The organism is Streptomyces sp. NPDC029139 (assembly GCF_055564335.1).
The window spans coordinates 85,685-100,621 of the sequence record NZ_JBVHWN010000002.1 but is presented as its reverse complement, the minus strand read 5'-3'; the positions used below and the strand labels follow the sequence as shown (position 1 = coordinate 100,621).

Genomic DNA, 14,937 nt, shown 5'->3' with positions numbered 1-14,937 from the left:
CGGAAAGGGAACGGGGCAGGCGCACGGCGGTCCTCCGCGGGTCGAAACTATGCTCGGTGCATGAGTGACCTTGCATACCGTGTCGCGGGGCCCGCCGACCAATCGGCCGTCGCCGCGCTCGACGACTCCTTCACGACGGACCACGTCTACGAAGTCGCTCGCGGTGACCTCGGGTTCGGGATGCGGCTCGTCGCCGTCGACCCGCCGCTGGTCAAGGTCTTCCCCGCGGACGACGCGGACGACGCGGACGACGCGGAGGACGACGGTCCGGCGGCGGACGTGCACGAGATCGTGGCCGTCGGCACGGACGGGACCGTCACCGGGTACATCGCCGTCGCCGTCGAGGAGTGGAACCGGCGCCTCGTCGTCCACCAGGTCACCGTCGCCCCCGCCCACCGCGGCCGGGGCATCGGCGGCGAGCTGATGCGCCGCGCCCTCGCGTACGGCCGCGAGCGCGGAGCCCGTACCGCCTGGCTGGAGGTCACCAGCGTCAACGTCCCGGCGGTACGGGCCTACCGGCGCATGGGCTTCCGCCTCTGCGGTCTGGACACCACGCTCTACACCGGCACCGAGTCCGAGGGCGAGACCGCGCTCTTCATGGCCAGGTCCCTGGAGCGGTAGCCACGACGGCCGGCGGTCACGACCGCCCGCCACGACCCGTCGTCGCGACGGCAGGTCACCTCAGCGCCGCCTTCATCATCTTCTGCGCCACCGGCGCCGCGAGCCCGTTGCCGCTGACCTCCGAGCGCGCCGCGCCGGAGTCCTCGATCAGGACGGCGACCGCGACCTCCTTCCCGCTCGTCGCGTCCTTCGCGTAGGACGTGAACCAGGCGTACGGGGTCTTGCTGTTGTTCTCGCCGTGCTGGGCGGTCCCGGTCTTGCCGCCGACCTCGGCGCCGTCGACGGCCGCGTTCGTCCCGGTGCCCTTGTCGACCACGGTCACCATCGCGCTGCGCAGCTGCTCCGCTGTCGAGGAGGAAACGATCCGCCGGGTGTCCCCGTCCTCGAAGGACTCCAGGGCGTCCCCGTCGGAGTCGACGACCTTCGACACCATGTGCGGGGCAGCCAGGAGACCGTCGTTGGCGATCGCCGCGGACACCATGGCCATCTGGAGCGGCGTCGCCGTGACATCGAACTGGCCGATACCGGTGAGCGCGGTCTGCGCCTTGTCCATGCCGGACGGATACACGCTCGCGTAGGCGCGCACGGGCACGTCGCGCTCGTCGTCATTGAAGCCGAACTTCTCCGCCATCGCCTTCACCTCGTCCTGACCGAGATCGACGGCGATCTTGGCGAAGACGTTGTTGCAGGAGTACTGGAGCGCGGTGCGGAGGGTGGCGTTCTCACAGGGGGCGGAGGGGTTCTCGTTCTCCAGATAGCGGGTGGAATGGGGTAGCTTGTATGGATTCGGGCTGTTCGTCGGGGTGTCCACGGAGTCGTACAGCCCGTTCTCCAGCGCGGCCGCCGCGACGACCAGCTTGAAGGTGGAACCGGGCGGCAGCGGCTGCCGCAGCGCCCGGTTGACCAGCGGCTTGTCCTCGTCCGTGGTCAGCTCCCGCCAGGCGGAGCCGTCGGTCAGGCCGGCGATCCTCGACGGGTCGTACGACGGGGTGGAGACCATGCCCAGGATCCGCCCGGTCTTCGGATCGATGGCGACGGCCGCCCCCTTCTTGTCGCCGAGCGCCTTGTACGCGGCCTTCTGCACCGCCGGATCGATCGTCGTGACCACGTCACCGGGCTCCTGCTGCTTGCCGGTGAGGGCGTCCAGCGGGTTCTTCAGCCGGGTGTCGGTGCCGTCCAGGACATCGGAGTAGATGCCCTCCAGCTGCGTGGCGCCGTAGGCTTGTGAGCTGTAGCCGGTGACGGCCGCGTAGAGCTCGCCTTCGGTGTAGCCGCGCTTGTACGCGAGGTCGCTGCCCTCCGTCCTCTTCGATCCGGTGACCGGCGAGCCGGCCACGATGATGTTCCCGAGCGGCTGCGCGTACTGCGCCATGACGTTCCGCCGGTTCTTCTTGTCGTCCGCGAGGGCCTTGGCTTCGTACGCCTGCACCCAGGTCGCCCGCCCCAGCAGGGCGAGCACCAGGAGCAGCGAGAAGACCGAGGCGCGCCTGATCGTCTTGTTCATCCCATATGCGGGACGAGCGGAAGGCGGCCGGTCGTTCCTGATGTGTCCCTTTTCTCAGGGAACCTTCATCCGGCCCGGGCGGTGGCCGGGCCGGAGACCCGAGCGCGCCCGCCGGCTCACCGCGCTCCGACGAACCCCGACTCGTACGCCAGGATCACCGCCTGCGTGCGGTCCCGCGCGCCCGTCTTCGCCAGGACCGCCGCCACATGGGTCTTCACCGTCGCCGGGCCCACGCCCATCCGGCCGGCGATCTCGGCGTTCGTCAGGCCCGTCGCCACCAGGCGCAGCACCTCCGCCTCCCGCTCGGTGAGCCGGGCCACCCAGGGCGGCGCCGCCGGGGGACGGCGGCGGGCGTGCTCGGCGGCGAGCCCCCGTACCGCCGCCGGATAGAGCAGCGAGTCGCTGCGCGCGACCAGCCGGACCGCGTCCACCAGCTCCTCGGCCGCCGCCCGCTTCAGCAGGAACCCGGCCGCGCCCACCCGCAGCGCGTCGTACACGTACGCGTCGTTCTCGAAGGTCGTCACCACCACGATCCGCGGCGGCTCCGTCATTCCCGCCAGGATCTGCTCCGTCGCCCGGATCCCGTCGATCTCCGGCATCCGCACGTCCATCAGCACCACGTCGGGCCGCCGCTCCCGCACCACCGACACCGCCTCGGCGCCCGTCGACGCCTCGCCCACGACCTCCAGGTCGGGCTCCGCGTCGAGAATCACCCGCAGGGCCGTACGCACCATCCGCTCGTCGTCCGCGAGCACGATCCTGATCACCGGGCATCCGCCTCTCCGCGACCGGGCTCCCGCCCCGCTCCGAGCGGTTCCCGCCGCGCTCCCAGCGGCAGCCGGACCGCCAGGCGCCACGCACCGGCCACCGGGCCCGCCTGCGACGTGCCGCCCAGGAGGCGGGCGCGCTCCGCTATGCCGAGGAGGCCGCGGCCGCCGTCGGGGCGGGCCACCGGCGCGCGGGCGGGCAAGGGGTTCTCCATCGTGATCTCCAGCTCGTCGTCGTGCAGGGCGAGCCGCGCGGACACGCGCTCGCCGCCGGCGTACCGGGCCGCGTTCGTCAGGCCCTCCTGGACGATCCGGTACGCCTCCCGCGCCACGGCGTCCGGCACCCGGTCCAGGTCTCCGGTCACCGACAGCTCCACCCGCGGACCCGCGCCCCTCACCAGCGCGTCCAGCGCGTCGAGCGGCAGCCCCGGCAACTCCCCGTCGTCCGCGCCCTGACGCAGCAGGCCGAGGACCGAGTCCAGCTCGCCGACGGTGCGCCGCGTGGTCTCCTCGATCGCGGCCAGCGCCTCCCGTACGAACTCCACATCGGTGTCCAGGACCCGCCGTGCCGCGCTCGCCTGGAGCGTCACCGCGCTCAGCGCGTGCCCGACCGAGTCGTGCAGTTCACGGGCGAGCCGGTTCCGCACGGCCAGCTCGGCGGCGCGCCGCTCGGCCGCCGCCAGCCGGTCCGCCGGGCTCGGCCCGAGCAGTCTCGGCGCCTGCCGGGCCAGGAACTCCCCGGCCACCGCCGCGACGGAGGCGAGCGCGAGGAGCATCAGCAGCCCGGCCGGGAGTCCGCACCACTGCAGCCACGGCCGGTCCAGACCCCAGTACGAGACCGGCCGCGAGGCCCGCAGGCCGGACGAGAACGACAGCGCCATCACCGTGACCGCGAACGGCGGCAGCGCCAGCGTCGCCCCGCTGACCAGCGCCCCGATGCCCACATGGAGGGTGTACCAGCCGGCCGTCCGCGCGGTGGCGCTCCGGCCCCGGGCCGGGCCGTCCGCGAGCCGGTCCGCCCGGATCCCGCACAGGGCCCGCACCGCCGCCACCGACATCGGCCGGGTCAGCGGGAAGAGCGCGGTGACCGCGGCGAGCGGCAGGCCGATCCCGTACGCCCCGAACTGCAGGGCCAGGCTCGCCTCGAACATCGACCGCCCGCCGAGGAGCCATCCCGTGGCCACGGTGCCGACCAGCCAGTACGGCATGAACAGGGCGCCCCCCAGGATCAGATGGATCCAGCGGAGCCTCGCCCGATGCCCGAACAGCGCACTGCCCCAGCGCCGGGTCACGCGCTCGCGCTCCGGCGCCGGAGGAAGACGGCCAGGCAGCCGGCCAGCAGGAACCCCGTGATCATCTCGCCAGCGTAGGTCAGCCGCATCGGACCCGTGACGCCTTCGGCGGGATCGGTCTCCGGCAGCAGCGTGACCAGCATCAGGTAGGCCCCCCAGCAGCCGGCCCCGCCCGAGCCGACCCAGCCGAGACCGAGGACCGTGCGCAGCCGCGCCGACCGGCCCCACCGGAAGGCCAGGGCGAGGACGGACACCACCGCGACGACCAGGAAGAGCAGCCGCATGCCTTCCAGGACGTAGAAGTCGCCGTCACGTGGGGCGATCCGGGCGGGCGGGAGGCCGCGGGTCACGCCCGTGGCCCACAGCAGCCGGGACGCGGCCGGGAGGAGGGCGGTCAGTGCCCCGGCCACGGCGAGGACCCGTACGCCCGATCCGCCGAAGCGGGCGGGGAGTTCGCCGAGGGTGCCGCGCCAGAGGTGGCCCCAGCGGTCACGGGTGTAGAGGACGAAGAGGGTGCCGAGCGCGAGGCCCTGGGCGATGAATCCGCCGTAGACGACGCCGAAGACCCACTCGTCCAGGAACGGTTCGCGGGGCGGGGCCTCCGGGTCGGGGCCGCGGAGGAGCGAGACGGCGAGCTGCGCCGGGAAGCCGACCATGATCGGGGCGAGCAGCCCCGTCGCGCCCCACATCGGGAGGGCGAGCAGCCAGGCCCGCACCCGCAGCCCCCAGGGCTGGGTGAGGAGCAGGGCCAGGACCACGACCAGGACGTCCGCGACGAGGGAGACCACGTTGGCGGTCGCCACCGTCGTGCGGTTCTCCAGGAGCACGCTGCCGGCCGGGATGCCGATCTCGCCGCCCGCGACCCAGACGGTCTTGAGCACGATGTAGGGGAGGCAGGCCACGACGGCGACGGCGCGCAGGACCCGGCGGGCGGGACCGGGCCGCCCGGACGGCGCGGGGTCGGGAAGCGGCGCGGGGTCGGGAAGCGGCGCGGGGTCGGGGAGCGGCGCGGGAGGGGGATCGGCAGGAGCGGTCGGCTTCATGGCCCCACGCTCCCGTGCGGGCCCCTCCCGCCACGTCGTTCCCACCGGCGGACCGTCTCCGCCGCACGGGGGAGACAGCCCTCAGCCTCCCCGGATTGACCCATCTTTTCCGGCCGTGAATGCACCCTTCGCCGGGTCACCACCCGCCATAAAGTGATCTTCATGAACACGACGCAGCCCTTCGCCCCGCTCCTCACCCGCGCCGCCACCGCCGAGACCACCGCCGACCCGAGCAGCGTGATGACGCTCCTCGCCGACTCCGACACCACCGGCGGGCAGCTCACCACCTACCGTTCGACCTTCGCGAAGGGTGCCGTCGGCGCCCCGGCCCATTTCCACACCAGGGCGTCGGAGATGTTCTACGTGCTCGGCGGCTCGCTCCAGGTGCTCCTGGGCGAGGAGCTCACCGTCCTGGAGCAGGGAGACTTCCTGCTCGTGCCGCCGCACACCCCCCATGCCTTCGCCGCTGCGCCGGGCGCCGAGGCCGACGTCCTGTTCGTCTTCACGCCGGGCATGGCCCGGTTCGATTACCTGCGGCTGCTCGGCCGCGTGATGCGCGGCGAGGCGAGCTTCGAGGAGATCAAGGAGTCCTCCGAGCGGTACGACAACCACTACGTCGACAGCCCGGTGTGGCAGCGCGCCCTGGCGGACCGCCGCTGAGCGGATCGCGGCCGAGCGCCGAGCGCCGAGCGCCGAGCGCCGAGCGCCGCGCGCCGGGGGCACGGTGGCGCCAGGTGCCCGACGCGGAGGCGGCGGCTGCCGGTCTCTCAGAGGCGGCGGGTCGCCAGGGTCAGCCGGTCGCGGGCGTCGAAGAGGGCGTCCTTGATCATCTGCTCGTGTCCCGGGGTGAGCCGCGCGACCGGCACCGAGCAGCTGATCGCGTCCCGCGCCGGGGTCCGGTAGGGGATCGCGATGCCGAAGCAGCGCAGCCCGAGCGTGTTCTCCTCGCGGTCCACCGCGTACCCCTGCTCGCGGATGAGGTGCAGCTCCTCGATGAGCTTCTCGCGGTCGGTGAGGGTGTGTTCGGTCAGCGCCGGCAGCGTCTCCGGGAGCAGCTTGCGGACCTGCTCGTCGCTGTGGGTGGCCAGCAACGCCTTGCCGAGCGAGGTCGAGTGCGCGGGCAGCCGGCGTCCGACCCGGGTGAACGGCCGCAGATAGTGCTGGGACTGACGGGTCGCCAGATAGACCACGTTGGTCCCGTCGAGCCGCGCCAGGTGGATGGTCTCCGTGGTGTCGTCGGAGAGCCGGTCCAGGGTCGGCCGGGCGGCCGCCACGACCTCGTCCCCGTCGATGTACGAGGTGCCGACCAGCAGGGCCCGCACCCCGATGCCGTACCGCGTGCCCGTCGCGTCCGTCTCCACCCAGCCCAGCTCGACCAGGGTGCGCAGCAGCATGTACAGACTGGACTTGGGGTAGCCCACCGCCTCCTGGACGGCGGCGAGCGAGTGCATCCCGGGGCGCCCGGCGAAGTACTCGAGCAGTTCCACCGTGCGTACAGCGGACTTGACCTGCGCCCCGCCCGTGTCGGCAGTCGACATGGCCCTCGCCCCTCTCGTCGGTGCCTCTTGTGGAGAGGGCACGCCCGTCAATAGAGTCCTGTTCATCTACAGGAACCCTGTTCAGAATAGCGAACAGAGCGTGAAGAGGGGCGTGGCCGTGGCAGCGGAACCAGTGTGGAGTGTGGACCCCCGGACGGGGAAGCCGCGGGAACAGGTTGCGGTGGAGGCCACAGCCGAGGAGGTCGACCGCGCCGTCCGCGCCGCGGCCGCGACCCGCGAGGCGCTCGCCGACCGTACGGCGCGGGCCGCCCTGCTCCGTACCGCGGCCGACCTCCTGGACGAGGCCGGTGCGCACGTCGTCGAGGCGGCCGACGCCGAGACCGCCCTCGGGCCGGTCCGGCTGACGGGAGAACTCGCGCGCACCACCGCCCAGTTGCGGTCCTTCGCCGACGTGGTCGACGAGGGCTCCTTCCTCGACATCCGGATCGACCTGCCCGACCCCACGACCGTCCCGCCCAGGCCCGACCTGCGCCGCTGGAAGATCCCGCTCGGCGTCGTCGCCGTCTACGCGGCCAGCAACTTCCCGCTCGCCTTCTCCGTCCCCGGCGGAGACACCGCCAGCGCGCTCGCGGCGGGCTGCCCCGTCGTGGTCAAGGCCCACCCCGACCACCCGGCCACCTCCGAACTCTGCGCCTCCCTGCTGCGCCGCGCCGCGGTCAAGGCCGGGCTCCCCGAGGACGTGGTCGTCCTGATCCACGGCTTCGACGCGGGCGTCGAGCTCGTCCGGCACCCGCTGATCGCGGCGGCCGGCTTCACCGGTTCCGTCCGGGGCGGGCGGGCGCTCTTCGACGCGGCGGCGGCCCGCCCCGTCCCCATCCCCTTCCACGGCGAACTCGGCTCCCTCAACCCGGTCGTGATCACCGAAGCGGCCGCGCAGGAGCGGGCCGGCGAGCTCGGGGCGGGGCTCGCGGCCTCCATGACCATGGGCCAGGGCCAGTTCTGCACCAAGCCCGGCTTCGTGCTGGCGCCCACGGGCGAGCCGGGCGACCGCTTCGTGTCCGCCGTGACGGACGCCGTCAGCGAGAGCGAACCCGGCGTGATGCTCGACCACCGGATGCTGGGCTCGTTCCTCACCGGCACCGCCGAGCGCGCCGAACTCCCCGGCGTCACCGCGCCGGTCAAGCCCGGCCCCGGCGGGCCGCACACCGTCAACGCGGGCTTCCTCACCGTGGACGCGGACGCCCTGCTCGACGAGGGCGGGCACGACGTGCTCCTGGAGGAGTGCTTCGGCCCGGTGACCGTCGTCGCCCGCTACGACTCCCGGGAGCAGATCAGCGCCGTCCTCTCCCGGCTCCCCGGCAACCTCACCGCCACCCTTCAGATGGCGCAGGAGGACCCCGACGCGGCCTCCCTGCTCGCCGAGCTGACCCCGCTGGCAGGACGCGTACTCGTCAACGGCTGGCCGACCGGCGTGGCGGTGGCCGGCGCCCAGCACCACGGCGGGCCCTACCCGGCCACCACCTCCACCTCCACCTCGGTCGGCGCCACCGCGATCGAGCGCTGGCTGCGCCCGGTCACCTACCAGTCGACGCCCGGCCACCTGCTCCCCCCGGAGCTCCGGGACGACAACCCGCTGGGCCTGCCCCGCCGCTGACCCGGCACCAGGGGGTGCCTCGCCGATCGTGCCGGGCTGATCGACAGGACACCCCCGGAGGCTCACACCCGCACCACGATCTTCCCGGTGTGCGCGTTGGACTCCATCAACCGGTGGGCGTCGGTGATCCGCTCCAGACCCTCGAAGGTCTCGGCGATCACCGGCGCCAGCGAGCCGTCCCGCAGACCGGAACCGATGAACCCGGCCATCCGCCGCCGTCCGTCCGCCGTGCCCACCACCGCGCCGTTGGCGTACCCGCGCACGGTGAGCGGCCAGTTCATCGGCACGGCCGCCGGACGGTGGTCCAGCCAGCCGTACAGCACCGCCGTGCCCCCCGTCTCCAGCGCGCCGCCCAGCTCGGCGAAGCCCGGGCCGCCCACGGCGTCGAAGGCCACCCGCGCGCCGAGCCCGCCGGTGAACCGCCTCACCTCCTTCACCAGGTCCTCGTCGTCGGTGACGATCACCCGCGCCGCGCCCAGGTCGAGCAGTCGCCGCCGCTTCTCCTCGCCGCGCGTCGTGGCGATCGGCACCGCGCCGACCCTCAGAGCCACCTGGATCGCGGCCGTCCCGACACCGCTGGACGCCCCCGTGATCACCACGGGGTCGCCGGGCCGCAGCCCGCCCGCCTCCACCATGCCGCCGTACGCGGTCGAGTACGTCAGCCACGAGGCGGCCGCGGTCGTCGCGTCCACGCCCTCGGGCCGGGGCACCACGTACTCCTCCGGCAGCACCACGCGTTCCGCGTACACGCCGTGCACCCCGAAGTCGAAGTTGGCGGCCGCCATGACGGGATCCCCGACGGCGTACGCGGTGACACCCGCGCCGACCGCCTCCACCACCCCCGCCGCCTCGTACCCGAGCCGGGAGCCGGGAAGCGTGGCCGGGTAGTAGTAGGTCCCCGCGCGGAACAGCGCCTCGGCCCGGTTGAGACCGATCGCCTCGACCCGGAAGAGCACCTCGCCGGGGCCGGGCGCGGGAAGCGGAACCTCCTCCACGGTCAGCACCTCGGGGCCTCCGAGTGCGTGGAACAGCACCGCGCGTGTCGTCTGCCGATTCACCTGTGCGTTCATCTGTCGATGTGTCATGTCTCGACCGTAGGCAGCGGCCCCGAGACGTTCCATGTCCCAGGACCTCCCGCCCATGTCCGGTCGTCTCGCGGTACCGTGCGGCCATGGACGTACTGAGTGATGCCGTCATGGCGATGCGCACCGGACGACCGCACTCCTCCCGGACGGTCGACTCCGGCGCGTGGGGCCTTCGCTTCCCGCCGGGCGAGGGGGCCGGGTTCCACGGGCTGGTCCAGGGCACGGCCTGGCTCATCCCGCCGGGCGACGGAGGACCCGTCGAACTGCGCCCCGGGGACGTGGTGCTGCTGGCGCACGGCAGCGGCCACGGGCTCGCCGCCCACCCCGACGTCCCGCTCGTCGACGCCGTGCGGACCCCCGACGGATCCTGGCCCACCCCGCCGGCCCGCGGCCCCGCCCGCCCCGACGAGACCCTGCTGGTGTGCGGGGCGTACCAGGTGAGCAGGGCGCGGGCCCACCCCCTCTTCACCGAGCTGCCGCCGTACGTGCACATCCCCGCCCGGGCCGGCGCCCCCACCCGGCTGCGCGCCGGCGTCGACCTGCTCGGCGCCGAACTCGCCGACCCGCAACCGGGATCGGACGCGCTCGTGCCCGCCCTCCTCGACACCCTCCTCGTGCTGATGCTGCGCACCTGGTGGCTGACCGAGCGCCCCGACCGCACGTCCGGCTGGTCCGCGGCCCTGAGCGACCCGGCCGTCACCGCGGCCCTCCGCGCCATCCACGCGGACCCGGCCCGGGCCTGGACGGTGGAGGAGCTGGGGGCGGAGGGCGGCCTCTCCCGCGCGGCCTTCGCCCGCCGGTTCACCGCGCTGGTGGGCCGGCCGCCCCTGGCGTACCTGACGTGGTGGCGCATGACCACGGCGGGCCGGCTGCTCCGCGCGGACGACGCGCCTCTGCGCGCGGTGGCCCAACGCATGGGCTACACCTCGGAGTTCGCCTTCGCCAAGGCGTTCAAGCGGGAGTACGGCATGGCGCCGGGGCGGTACCGCAGGGGCGCCGGCCCCGCCCCTGCGGCCGAGGTCAGGAGCTCGTGAGAACGACGAGCCGCTGGGTCGCCCGGGTCATCGCGACATACCGGTCGACCGCTCCCTCGATCCCCTCACCGAACGACTCGGGGTCGACGAGGACGACCAGATCGAACTCCAGCCCCTTCGACAGCCCCGGAGTCAGCGACCGGACGCGGTCCGTCTCCCGCTCCCGGCCGGCGCCGGTGCCGCCGCTGCCGATGACGCAGGCGATCCCGTCGTCGTGCTCGGCGAGCCAGTCCCCGAGGATCGCGTCCAGATCCGCGACCGCCCCGTGGACGACCGGGATGCCGCTGCTGCGGACGGACGTCGGCACGTTGGCGTCCGGGAGCGCGGCCCGGATGACCGGCTCGGCCTCCGCCATGACCTCGTCCGGCGTGCGGTAGTTGATGCTCAGCGCGGCCATCTCGATCCGGTCGAGCCCGATCCGCTCCAGCCGCTCCCGCCACGACTCCGTGAACCCCTGCCGGGCCTGCGCACGGTCCCCGACGATGGTGAAGCTCCGGGACGGGCAGCGCAGCAGCAGCATCTGCCACTCCGCGTCGGTCAGCTCCTGGGCCTCGTCCACCACGATGTGCGCGAACGGTCCGGCGAGCAGATCCGGCTCGGCACCGGGCAGCGCGCTCTCGTCGATCAGGCTGTCCTGGAGGTCCCGCCCGCGCAGCATCGTCACCGCCCCCTCACCGTCGGCATCCGCCGCGAGCACGTCGGCGATGACGTCGGCCATCCGCGCGCGCTCCGCGGCGACGGAGGCGTCGCGCCGCCGCCTGCGCGAGGACGCCTCCGGATCGCCGAGCCGCTGCCGGGCCGCGTCCAGGAGCGGCAGGTCGGAGACCGTCCACGCCCGGGCGTCCGAGCGCCGCAGCTTCCGTACCTCCTCGGGGCTCAGCCAGGGGGCGCACATCCGCAGGTAGGCGGGCACGGACCACAGGTCCCCGACGAGGTCGGCCGCCTCGAGCAGCGGCCACGCGCCGTTCAGGGCGCCGTTCAGCTCCTCGTCCCGCAGCAGCACCCTCCGGAGCTGGTCCTCGGGGACGTCCTCGTCGTGCTGGTCCCGCACGATCGTGAACAGTTCCTCCCGGATCTGCTCGCGCGCCTCGTTGTGCGGCGTACCCGGCTCCGGCGCCTTGAACGCCTCGGCCCAGTCGCCGGCGCTCAGCCGGACATCGGTCCACGGGGTCGTGACCGTCATCGCCTCGGTGGGCGGCGTCTCGTAGAACGCGACCGCCTTCTCGATCGCCCGCACCATGCCCACGGAGGACTTCAGCCGGGCCACGTCCGGGTCGCTCTCGACCACCGCCTCGGCCCCCTCGGCGACCAGGTCCCGCAGGAGGCAGGTCTGCACGCCCTCCTCCCCGAGGCTCGGCAGCACGTCGGCGACGTAGTCGAGGTACGGCCGGTGCGGACCGACGAAGAGGACGCCGCCCCGACGGTGACCGAGGCGGGGGTCGGAGTGCAGGAGGTAGGCGGAGCGGTGCAGGGCGACGACGGTCTTTCCCGTACCCGGGCCGCCGTCGACGACGAGCGCGCCGCGGGATCCCGCCCGGATGATGGCGTCCTGGTCGGCCTGGATGGTGGAGAGGACGTCACGCATCCGCTCCGAGCGGTTGCCGCCCAGGCTCGCGATGAACGCGGACTGGTCGTCGAGCGCGGCGTGCCGCTCCAGCCCGTCGGCGGTGAACACCTCGTCCCAGTAGTCGCTGATCCGGCCGCGGGTCCAGCGGTACCGGCGGCGGCTCGCCAGGCCCATCGGGTGGGCGTGGGTCGCCGCGAAGAACGGCTCGGCCGCGGGGGAACGCCAGTCGAGCAGCAGCCGACGCCCCGTGCTGTCGGTGAGGCCGAGCCGCCCGATGTACACGGGCTCCGGGTCGTCCGCGTGCACGACGTGCCCGAGGCACAGGTCCAGACCGAAGCGGCGCAGGGTACGCAGCCGACCGGTGAGCCGGTGGATCTCCACGTCGCGCTCCATCGCCTCCCGGCCGAGACCGCCGGGCGCCCTGCGCAGGGCGTCGAGGCGGCCGGACAGTTCGGCGATCGTCTGCTCGAGGCTCTCCGCGACGGCCGCGAAGTGCTGCTCGTCGCGGCCGATCAGAGTGGGGTCGGACTTGGCGGAGAGCCGGTCCGGGAGGTCGAACGCGCTGGTGGGCAGGTCGTTCACATGCACGTGGTGGATCTCCGATGTCCGGGGTTCTGGCGTGAGGCCAGTGATTCTGCGGCACCACGGGGGCCTTGCCGCAAGCCCCCCGGTGCGCTATAAGTTAAGAGTGGCAAGGGAAGCGGACGCTCCTTTGCCCTTCTTTTTTGCCCCCCCGGCGCCCCCGTGCCGCGTCTCCTCCGGCACCCCGTTCCGCGTCTCCTCCGGCACCCCTCGTGCTCCGCCTCACACCGCGGCCCCGTACGGAATGAATCGGGCACCCCGCCGCGTTGCGGCCACGGTAGATCCCACGACCCCGGAGAGAAGCAGAGAACATGCGCGTCGAGATCTGGAGCGACATCGCCTGCCCCTGGTGCTACATCGGCAAGGCCCGCTTCGAGAAGGGGCTCGCGGCCTTCGCCCACCGCGACGAGATCGAGGTGGTGCACCGTTCCTTCGAGCTCGACCCGAACCGGCCCAAGGGCGACACGGCTCCCGTGATCGACATGCTGGCGAAGAAGTACGGCCGGACGCTGGAGGAGGCCCGCGCGATGGAGGCCCACGTCGCCTCCAACGCGCACTCCGAGGGCCTCGGTTACCGCACCGAGGGCCGCGACCACGGCAACACCTTCGACATCCACCGCCTTCTCCACCTGGCCAAGGACCGCGGCCGCCAGAACGAACTGCTCGACCTCGCCTACCGCGCCAACTTCGCCGAGGAGCGCTCCGTCTTCGACGCCGAGACCCTGGTGCGGCTCGGCGTCGAGGCCGGCCTGGACGAGACCGAGGTCCGCTCCGTCCTCGCCGACAAGAACGCGTACGCCGAGGCGGTACGGGCGGACGAGCGCGAGGCCGCCGAACTCGGCGCGAACGGCGTGCCGTTCTTCGTTCTCGACCGCCGCTACGGCATCTCCGGAGGGCAGCCCGCCGAGGTCTTCACCCAGGCGCTGGAGCAGGCGTGGCAGGGCCGGGCACTGCAGCCGGTCGGCGGGGACGCGGCCGCCTGCGACGCCGACGGGTGCGAGGTCCCGGAACCGCCCCGGGCGTGAGCGTCCTTCCGGGCTCCCGTGGACCGGTCCCGTCGATCATGCGTCGTTGACGTGCGGTCGGGGGGAGCCCAGGCTGGGGCCATGGATGCCATGGACCCCCTCGGCGGCGCCGAGTTCGCGCCGAAGCAGACGTATCTGAACACCTCCGCCTGCGCCCTGCTGCCGCGCCGCACGATCGAGGCGATCACCCTCCTCGCCGAGGAGACCGCCGACGGGCGGCCGGAGGGCGCGGGCAGCTTCGAGACCGTCGACGAGGCCCGCGCCACCTACGCCCGGCTCATGTCCGTCCACCCGGACCGGGTCGCCGTCGGCAGCTCGGTCTCCGTGCACGTCGGGATGATCGCGCAGTCGATGCCGGCGGGTTCCGAGATCCTTTTCCCCGAGGGTGACTTCAGCTCCGTCATCACACCGTTCACGGTCCGCGGCGATCTCAAGACACGCTTCGTCCCGCTGGAGCGGCTCGCGGAGTCCATCGGCCCGGAGACCGCCCTCGTCGCCTTCTCCGCCGTGCAGTCCGCCGACGGCCGGACGGCCGACTTCCCGGCGGTACGGGACGCCGCCGCCGCGCACGGCGCCCGCACGCTCCTCGACGCCACGCAGTCGGCGGGTTGGCTGCCGCTGCGGGCGGGGGAGTGGGACTACACCGTGGCCGGCGGCTACAAGTTCCTGCTCTGCCCGCGCGGGGCGTCCTTCCTCACCGTCACCGAGGAGGCGCAGGACTCCCTGGTCCCGATCCACGCCGGCTGGGTGACGGGCGAGGAGCTGTGGGTCAACAGCTACGGACCCGTGCGCGAACTGGCCCGCTCGGCACGGCGGTTCGACGAGCCGCCGGCCTTCCTGTCGTACCACGGGGCCGCCCGCTCGCTGACGCTCCTCGAGGAGATCGGCATCGAGCGGATCGAGGCCCACAACAAGGCCCTCGCGGCGCGCTTCCGGGCGGGCGTCGCCGACCTGGGGCACGAGCCGGTGCGGGACGTCTCCGGAGTCGTCGGCGTGCCGGGTCTCGGCGACCGTCAGGCCGCACTGCGCGAGGCCGGCGTGGTGCTGTCCGCCCGCGCGGGCAACCTGCGGGCGTCCTTCCACCTCTACAACAGCGCGGCGGACGTGGACCGCGCCCTGGAGGTCCTGGCCGGCTGACGGCTCCGGGGGCCTCACGTCCCGGCCGGTGGGGGGGGGGGGGGGGGGGGGGGGGGGGGGGGGGGGGGGGGGGGGGAACGCCACCCAACACCCCCCCAACCCCCCCCCCCACCACGCCCCCAACCCC

At 73.5% G+C, this 14,937-nt stretch carries 13 protein-coding genes; 6 read left to right on the top strand and 7 right to left on the bottom strand.

The annotated features are described in order from the left end of the window. The first annotated feature begins 60 nt into the window (after positions 1 to 60). Complete coding sequence (locus tag ACZ4VW_RS04570) at positions 61 to 621, top strand: GNAT family N-acetyltransferase (protein WP_467958364.1); 561 nt, start codon at positions 61 to 63, stop codon at positions 619 to 621. A gap of 55 nt (positions 622 to 676) precedes the next feature. Here the strand turns inward: ACZ4VW_RS04570 and ACZ4VW_RS04565 are convergent, their stop codons facing one another. The 4 genes from ACZ4VW_RS04565 to ACZ4VW_RS04550 all read right to left on the bottom strand — a co-directional run bounded on the left by ACZ4VW_RS04565 (position 677) and on the right by ACZ4VW_RS04550 (position 5,227). Beyond that, on the bottom strand, positions 677 to 2,125 hold the full coding sequence (locus ACZ4VW_RS04565; protein WP_467958363.1) for a peptidoglycan D,D-transpeptidase FtsI family protein: 1,449 nt from the start codon (positions 2,123 to 2,125) through the stop codon (positions 677 to 679). A gap of 116 nt (positions 2,126 to 2,241) precedes the next feature. Then, on the bottom strand, positions 2,242 to 2,889 hold the full coding sequence (locus ACZ4VW_RS04560; protein ID WP_467959553.1) for a response regulator transcription factor: 648 nt from the start codon (positions 2,887 to 2,889) through the stop codon (positions 2,242 to 2,244). Next, positions 2,889 to 4,184, bottom strand: a complete 1,296-nt coding sequence (locus ACZ4VW_RS04555; protein ID WP_467958361.1) for a sensor histidine kinase — start codon at positions 4,182 to 4,184, stop codon at positions 2,889 to 2,891. Before ACZ4VW_RS04555 ends, ACZ4VW_RS04560 begins: the two co-directional genes overlap by 1 nt. Further along, a complete protein-coding gene (locus ACZ4VW_RS04550; protein ID WP_467958359.1) occupies positions 4,181 to 5,227 on the bottom strand; it encodes a hypothetical protein in 1,047 nt (348 codons plus the stop codon). The genes ACZ4VW_RS04555 and ACZ4VW_RS04550 overlap by 4 nt, the downstream gene beginning before the upstream one ends. A 162-nt stretch (positions 5,228 to 5,389) precedes the next feature. Between ACZ4VW_RS04550 and ACZ4VW_RS04545 the strand changes: the two genes are divergently transcribed. Next, positions 5,390 to 5,887 carry a cupin domain-containing protein gene (locus ACZ4VW_RS04545; RefSeq protein ID WP_467958357.1) on the top strand — a complete coding sequence of 166 codons (498 nt, stop codon included), beginning with the start codon at positions 5,390 to 5,392 and terminating at the stop codon, positions 5,885 to 5,887. A gap of 107 nt (positions 5,888 to 5,994) precedes the next feature. On the opposite strand, the gene ACZ4VW_RS04540 is transcribed toward ACZ4VW_RS04545, so the two are convergent. Continuing rightward, positions 5,995 to 6,765 (bottom strand): IclR family transcriptional regulator, encoded by a 771-nt coding sequence (locus tag ACZ4VW_RS04540; protein ID WP_215072285.1) that lies wholly within the window; start codon positions 6,763 to 6,765, stop codon positions 5,995 to 5,997. Positions 6,766 to 6,883: 118 nt separating this feature from the next. Between ACZ4VW_RS04540 and ACZ4VW_RS04535 the strand changes: the two genes are divergently transcribed. Beyond that, a complete protein-coding gene (locus ACZ4VW_RS04535) occupies positions 6,884 to 8,380 on the top strand; it encodes an aldehyde dehydrogenase (NADP(+)) (RefSeq protein WP_467958354.1) in 1,497 nt (498 codons plus the stop codon). A gap of 62 nt (positions 8,381 to 8,442) precedes the next feature. Here ACZ4VW_RS04535 and ACZ4VW_RS04530 read toward each other — a convergent pair whose 3' ends face one another. After that, on the bottom strand, positions 8,443 to 9,465 hold the full coding sequence (locus tag ACZ4VW_RS04530; RefSeq protein WP_467958352.1) for a zinc-dependent alcohol dehydrogenase family protein: 1,023 nt from the start codon (positions 9,463 to 9,465) through the stop codon (positions 8,443 to 8,445). 86 nt (positions 9,466 to 9,551) lie between these two features. Here ACZ4VW_RS04530 and ACZ4VW_RS04525 point away from each other — a divergent pair, with 86 nt between their 5' ends. Beyond that, a complete protein-coding gene (locus ACZ4VW_RS04525) occupies positions 9,552 to 10,499 on the top strand; it encodes an AraC family transcriptional regulator (RefSeq protein ID WP_467958350.1) in 948 nt (315 codons plus the stop codon). Here ACZ4VW_RS04525 and helR read toward each other — a convergent pair. Then, positions 10,486 to 12,648, bottom strand: coding sequence for an RNA polymerase recycling motor ATPase HelR (helR, locus tag ACZ4VW_RS04520; RefSeq protein WP_467959551.1), 2,163 nt, complete (start codon positions 12,646 to 12,648; stop codon positions 10,486 to 10,488). The two genes, ACZ4VW_RS04525 and helR, sit on opposite strands and share 14 nt — an antisense overlap. Before the next feature lie 311 nt (positions 12,649 to 12,959). Between helR and ACZ4VW_RS04515 the strand changes: the two genes are divergently transcribed. Both ACZ4VW_RS04515 and ACZ4VW_RS04510 read left to right on the top strand, forming a co-directional pair. Next, positions 12,960 to 13,673: a DsbA family oxidoreductase gene (locus tag ACZ4VW_RS04515; RefSeq protein ID WP_467958348.1), complete on the top strand. Its 714-nt coding sequence runs from the start codon at positions 12,960 to 12,962 to the stop codon at positions 13,671 to 13,673. A gap of 81 nt (positions 13,674 to 13,754) precedes the next feature. Beyond that, the gene (locus ACZ4VW_RS04510; protein WP_467958346.1) at positions 13,755 to 14,810 is read left to right on the top strand and encodes an aminotransferase class V-fold PLP-dependent enzyme; all 1,056 of its coding nucleotides are present in this window, start codon (positions 13,755 to 13,757) and stop codon (positions 14,808 to 14,810) included. Positions 14,811 to 14,937 lie beyond the last annotated feature (127 nt).

What these genes read in the sequence shown, in the direction of transcription:
- ACZ4VW_RS04515 (WP_467958348.1), top strand. Translation starts at nt 12,960, where the DNA reads ATGCGCGTCGAGATCTGGAGCGACATCGCCTGCCCCTGGTGCTACATC.
- ACZ4VW_RS04545 (WP_467958357.1), top strand. Translation starts at nt 5,390, where the DNA reads ATGAACACGACGCAGCCCTTCGCCCCGCTCCTCACCCGCGCCGCCACC.
- ACZ4VW_RS04530 (WP_467958352.1), bottom strand. Translation starts at nt 9,465, where the DNA reads ATGACACATCGACAGATGAACGCACAGGTGAATCGGCAGACGACACGC.
- ACZ4VW_RS04550 (WP_467958359.1), bottom strand. Translation starts at nt 5,227, where the DNA reads ATGAAGCCGACCGCTCCTGCCGATCCCCCTCCCGCGCCGCTCCCCGAC.
- ACZ4VW_RS04525 (WP_467958350.1), top strand. Translation starts at nt 9,552, where the DNA reads ATGGACGTACTGAGTGATGCCGTCATGGCGATGCGCACCGGACGACCG.
- ACZ4VW_RS04565 (WP_467958363.1), bottom strand. Translation starts at nt 2,125, where the DNA reads ATGAACAAGACGATCAGGCGCGCCTCGGTCTTCTCGCTGCTCCTGGTG.
- ACZ4VW_RS04540 (WP_215072285.1), bottom strand. Translation starts at nt 6,765, where the DNA reads ATGTCGACTGCCGACACGGGCGGGGCGCAGGTCAAGTCCGCTGTACGC.
- ACZ4VW_RS04510 (WP_467958346.1), top strand. Translation starts at nt 13,755, where the DNA reads ATGGATGCCATGGACCCCCTCGGCGGCGCCGAGTTCGCGCCGAAGCAG.
- ACZ4VW_RS04570 (WP_467958364.1), top strand. Translation starts at nt 61, where the DNA reads ATGAGTGACCTTGCATACCGTGTCGCGGGGCCCGCCGACCAATCGGCC.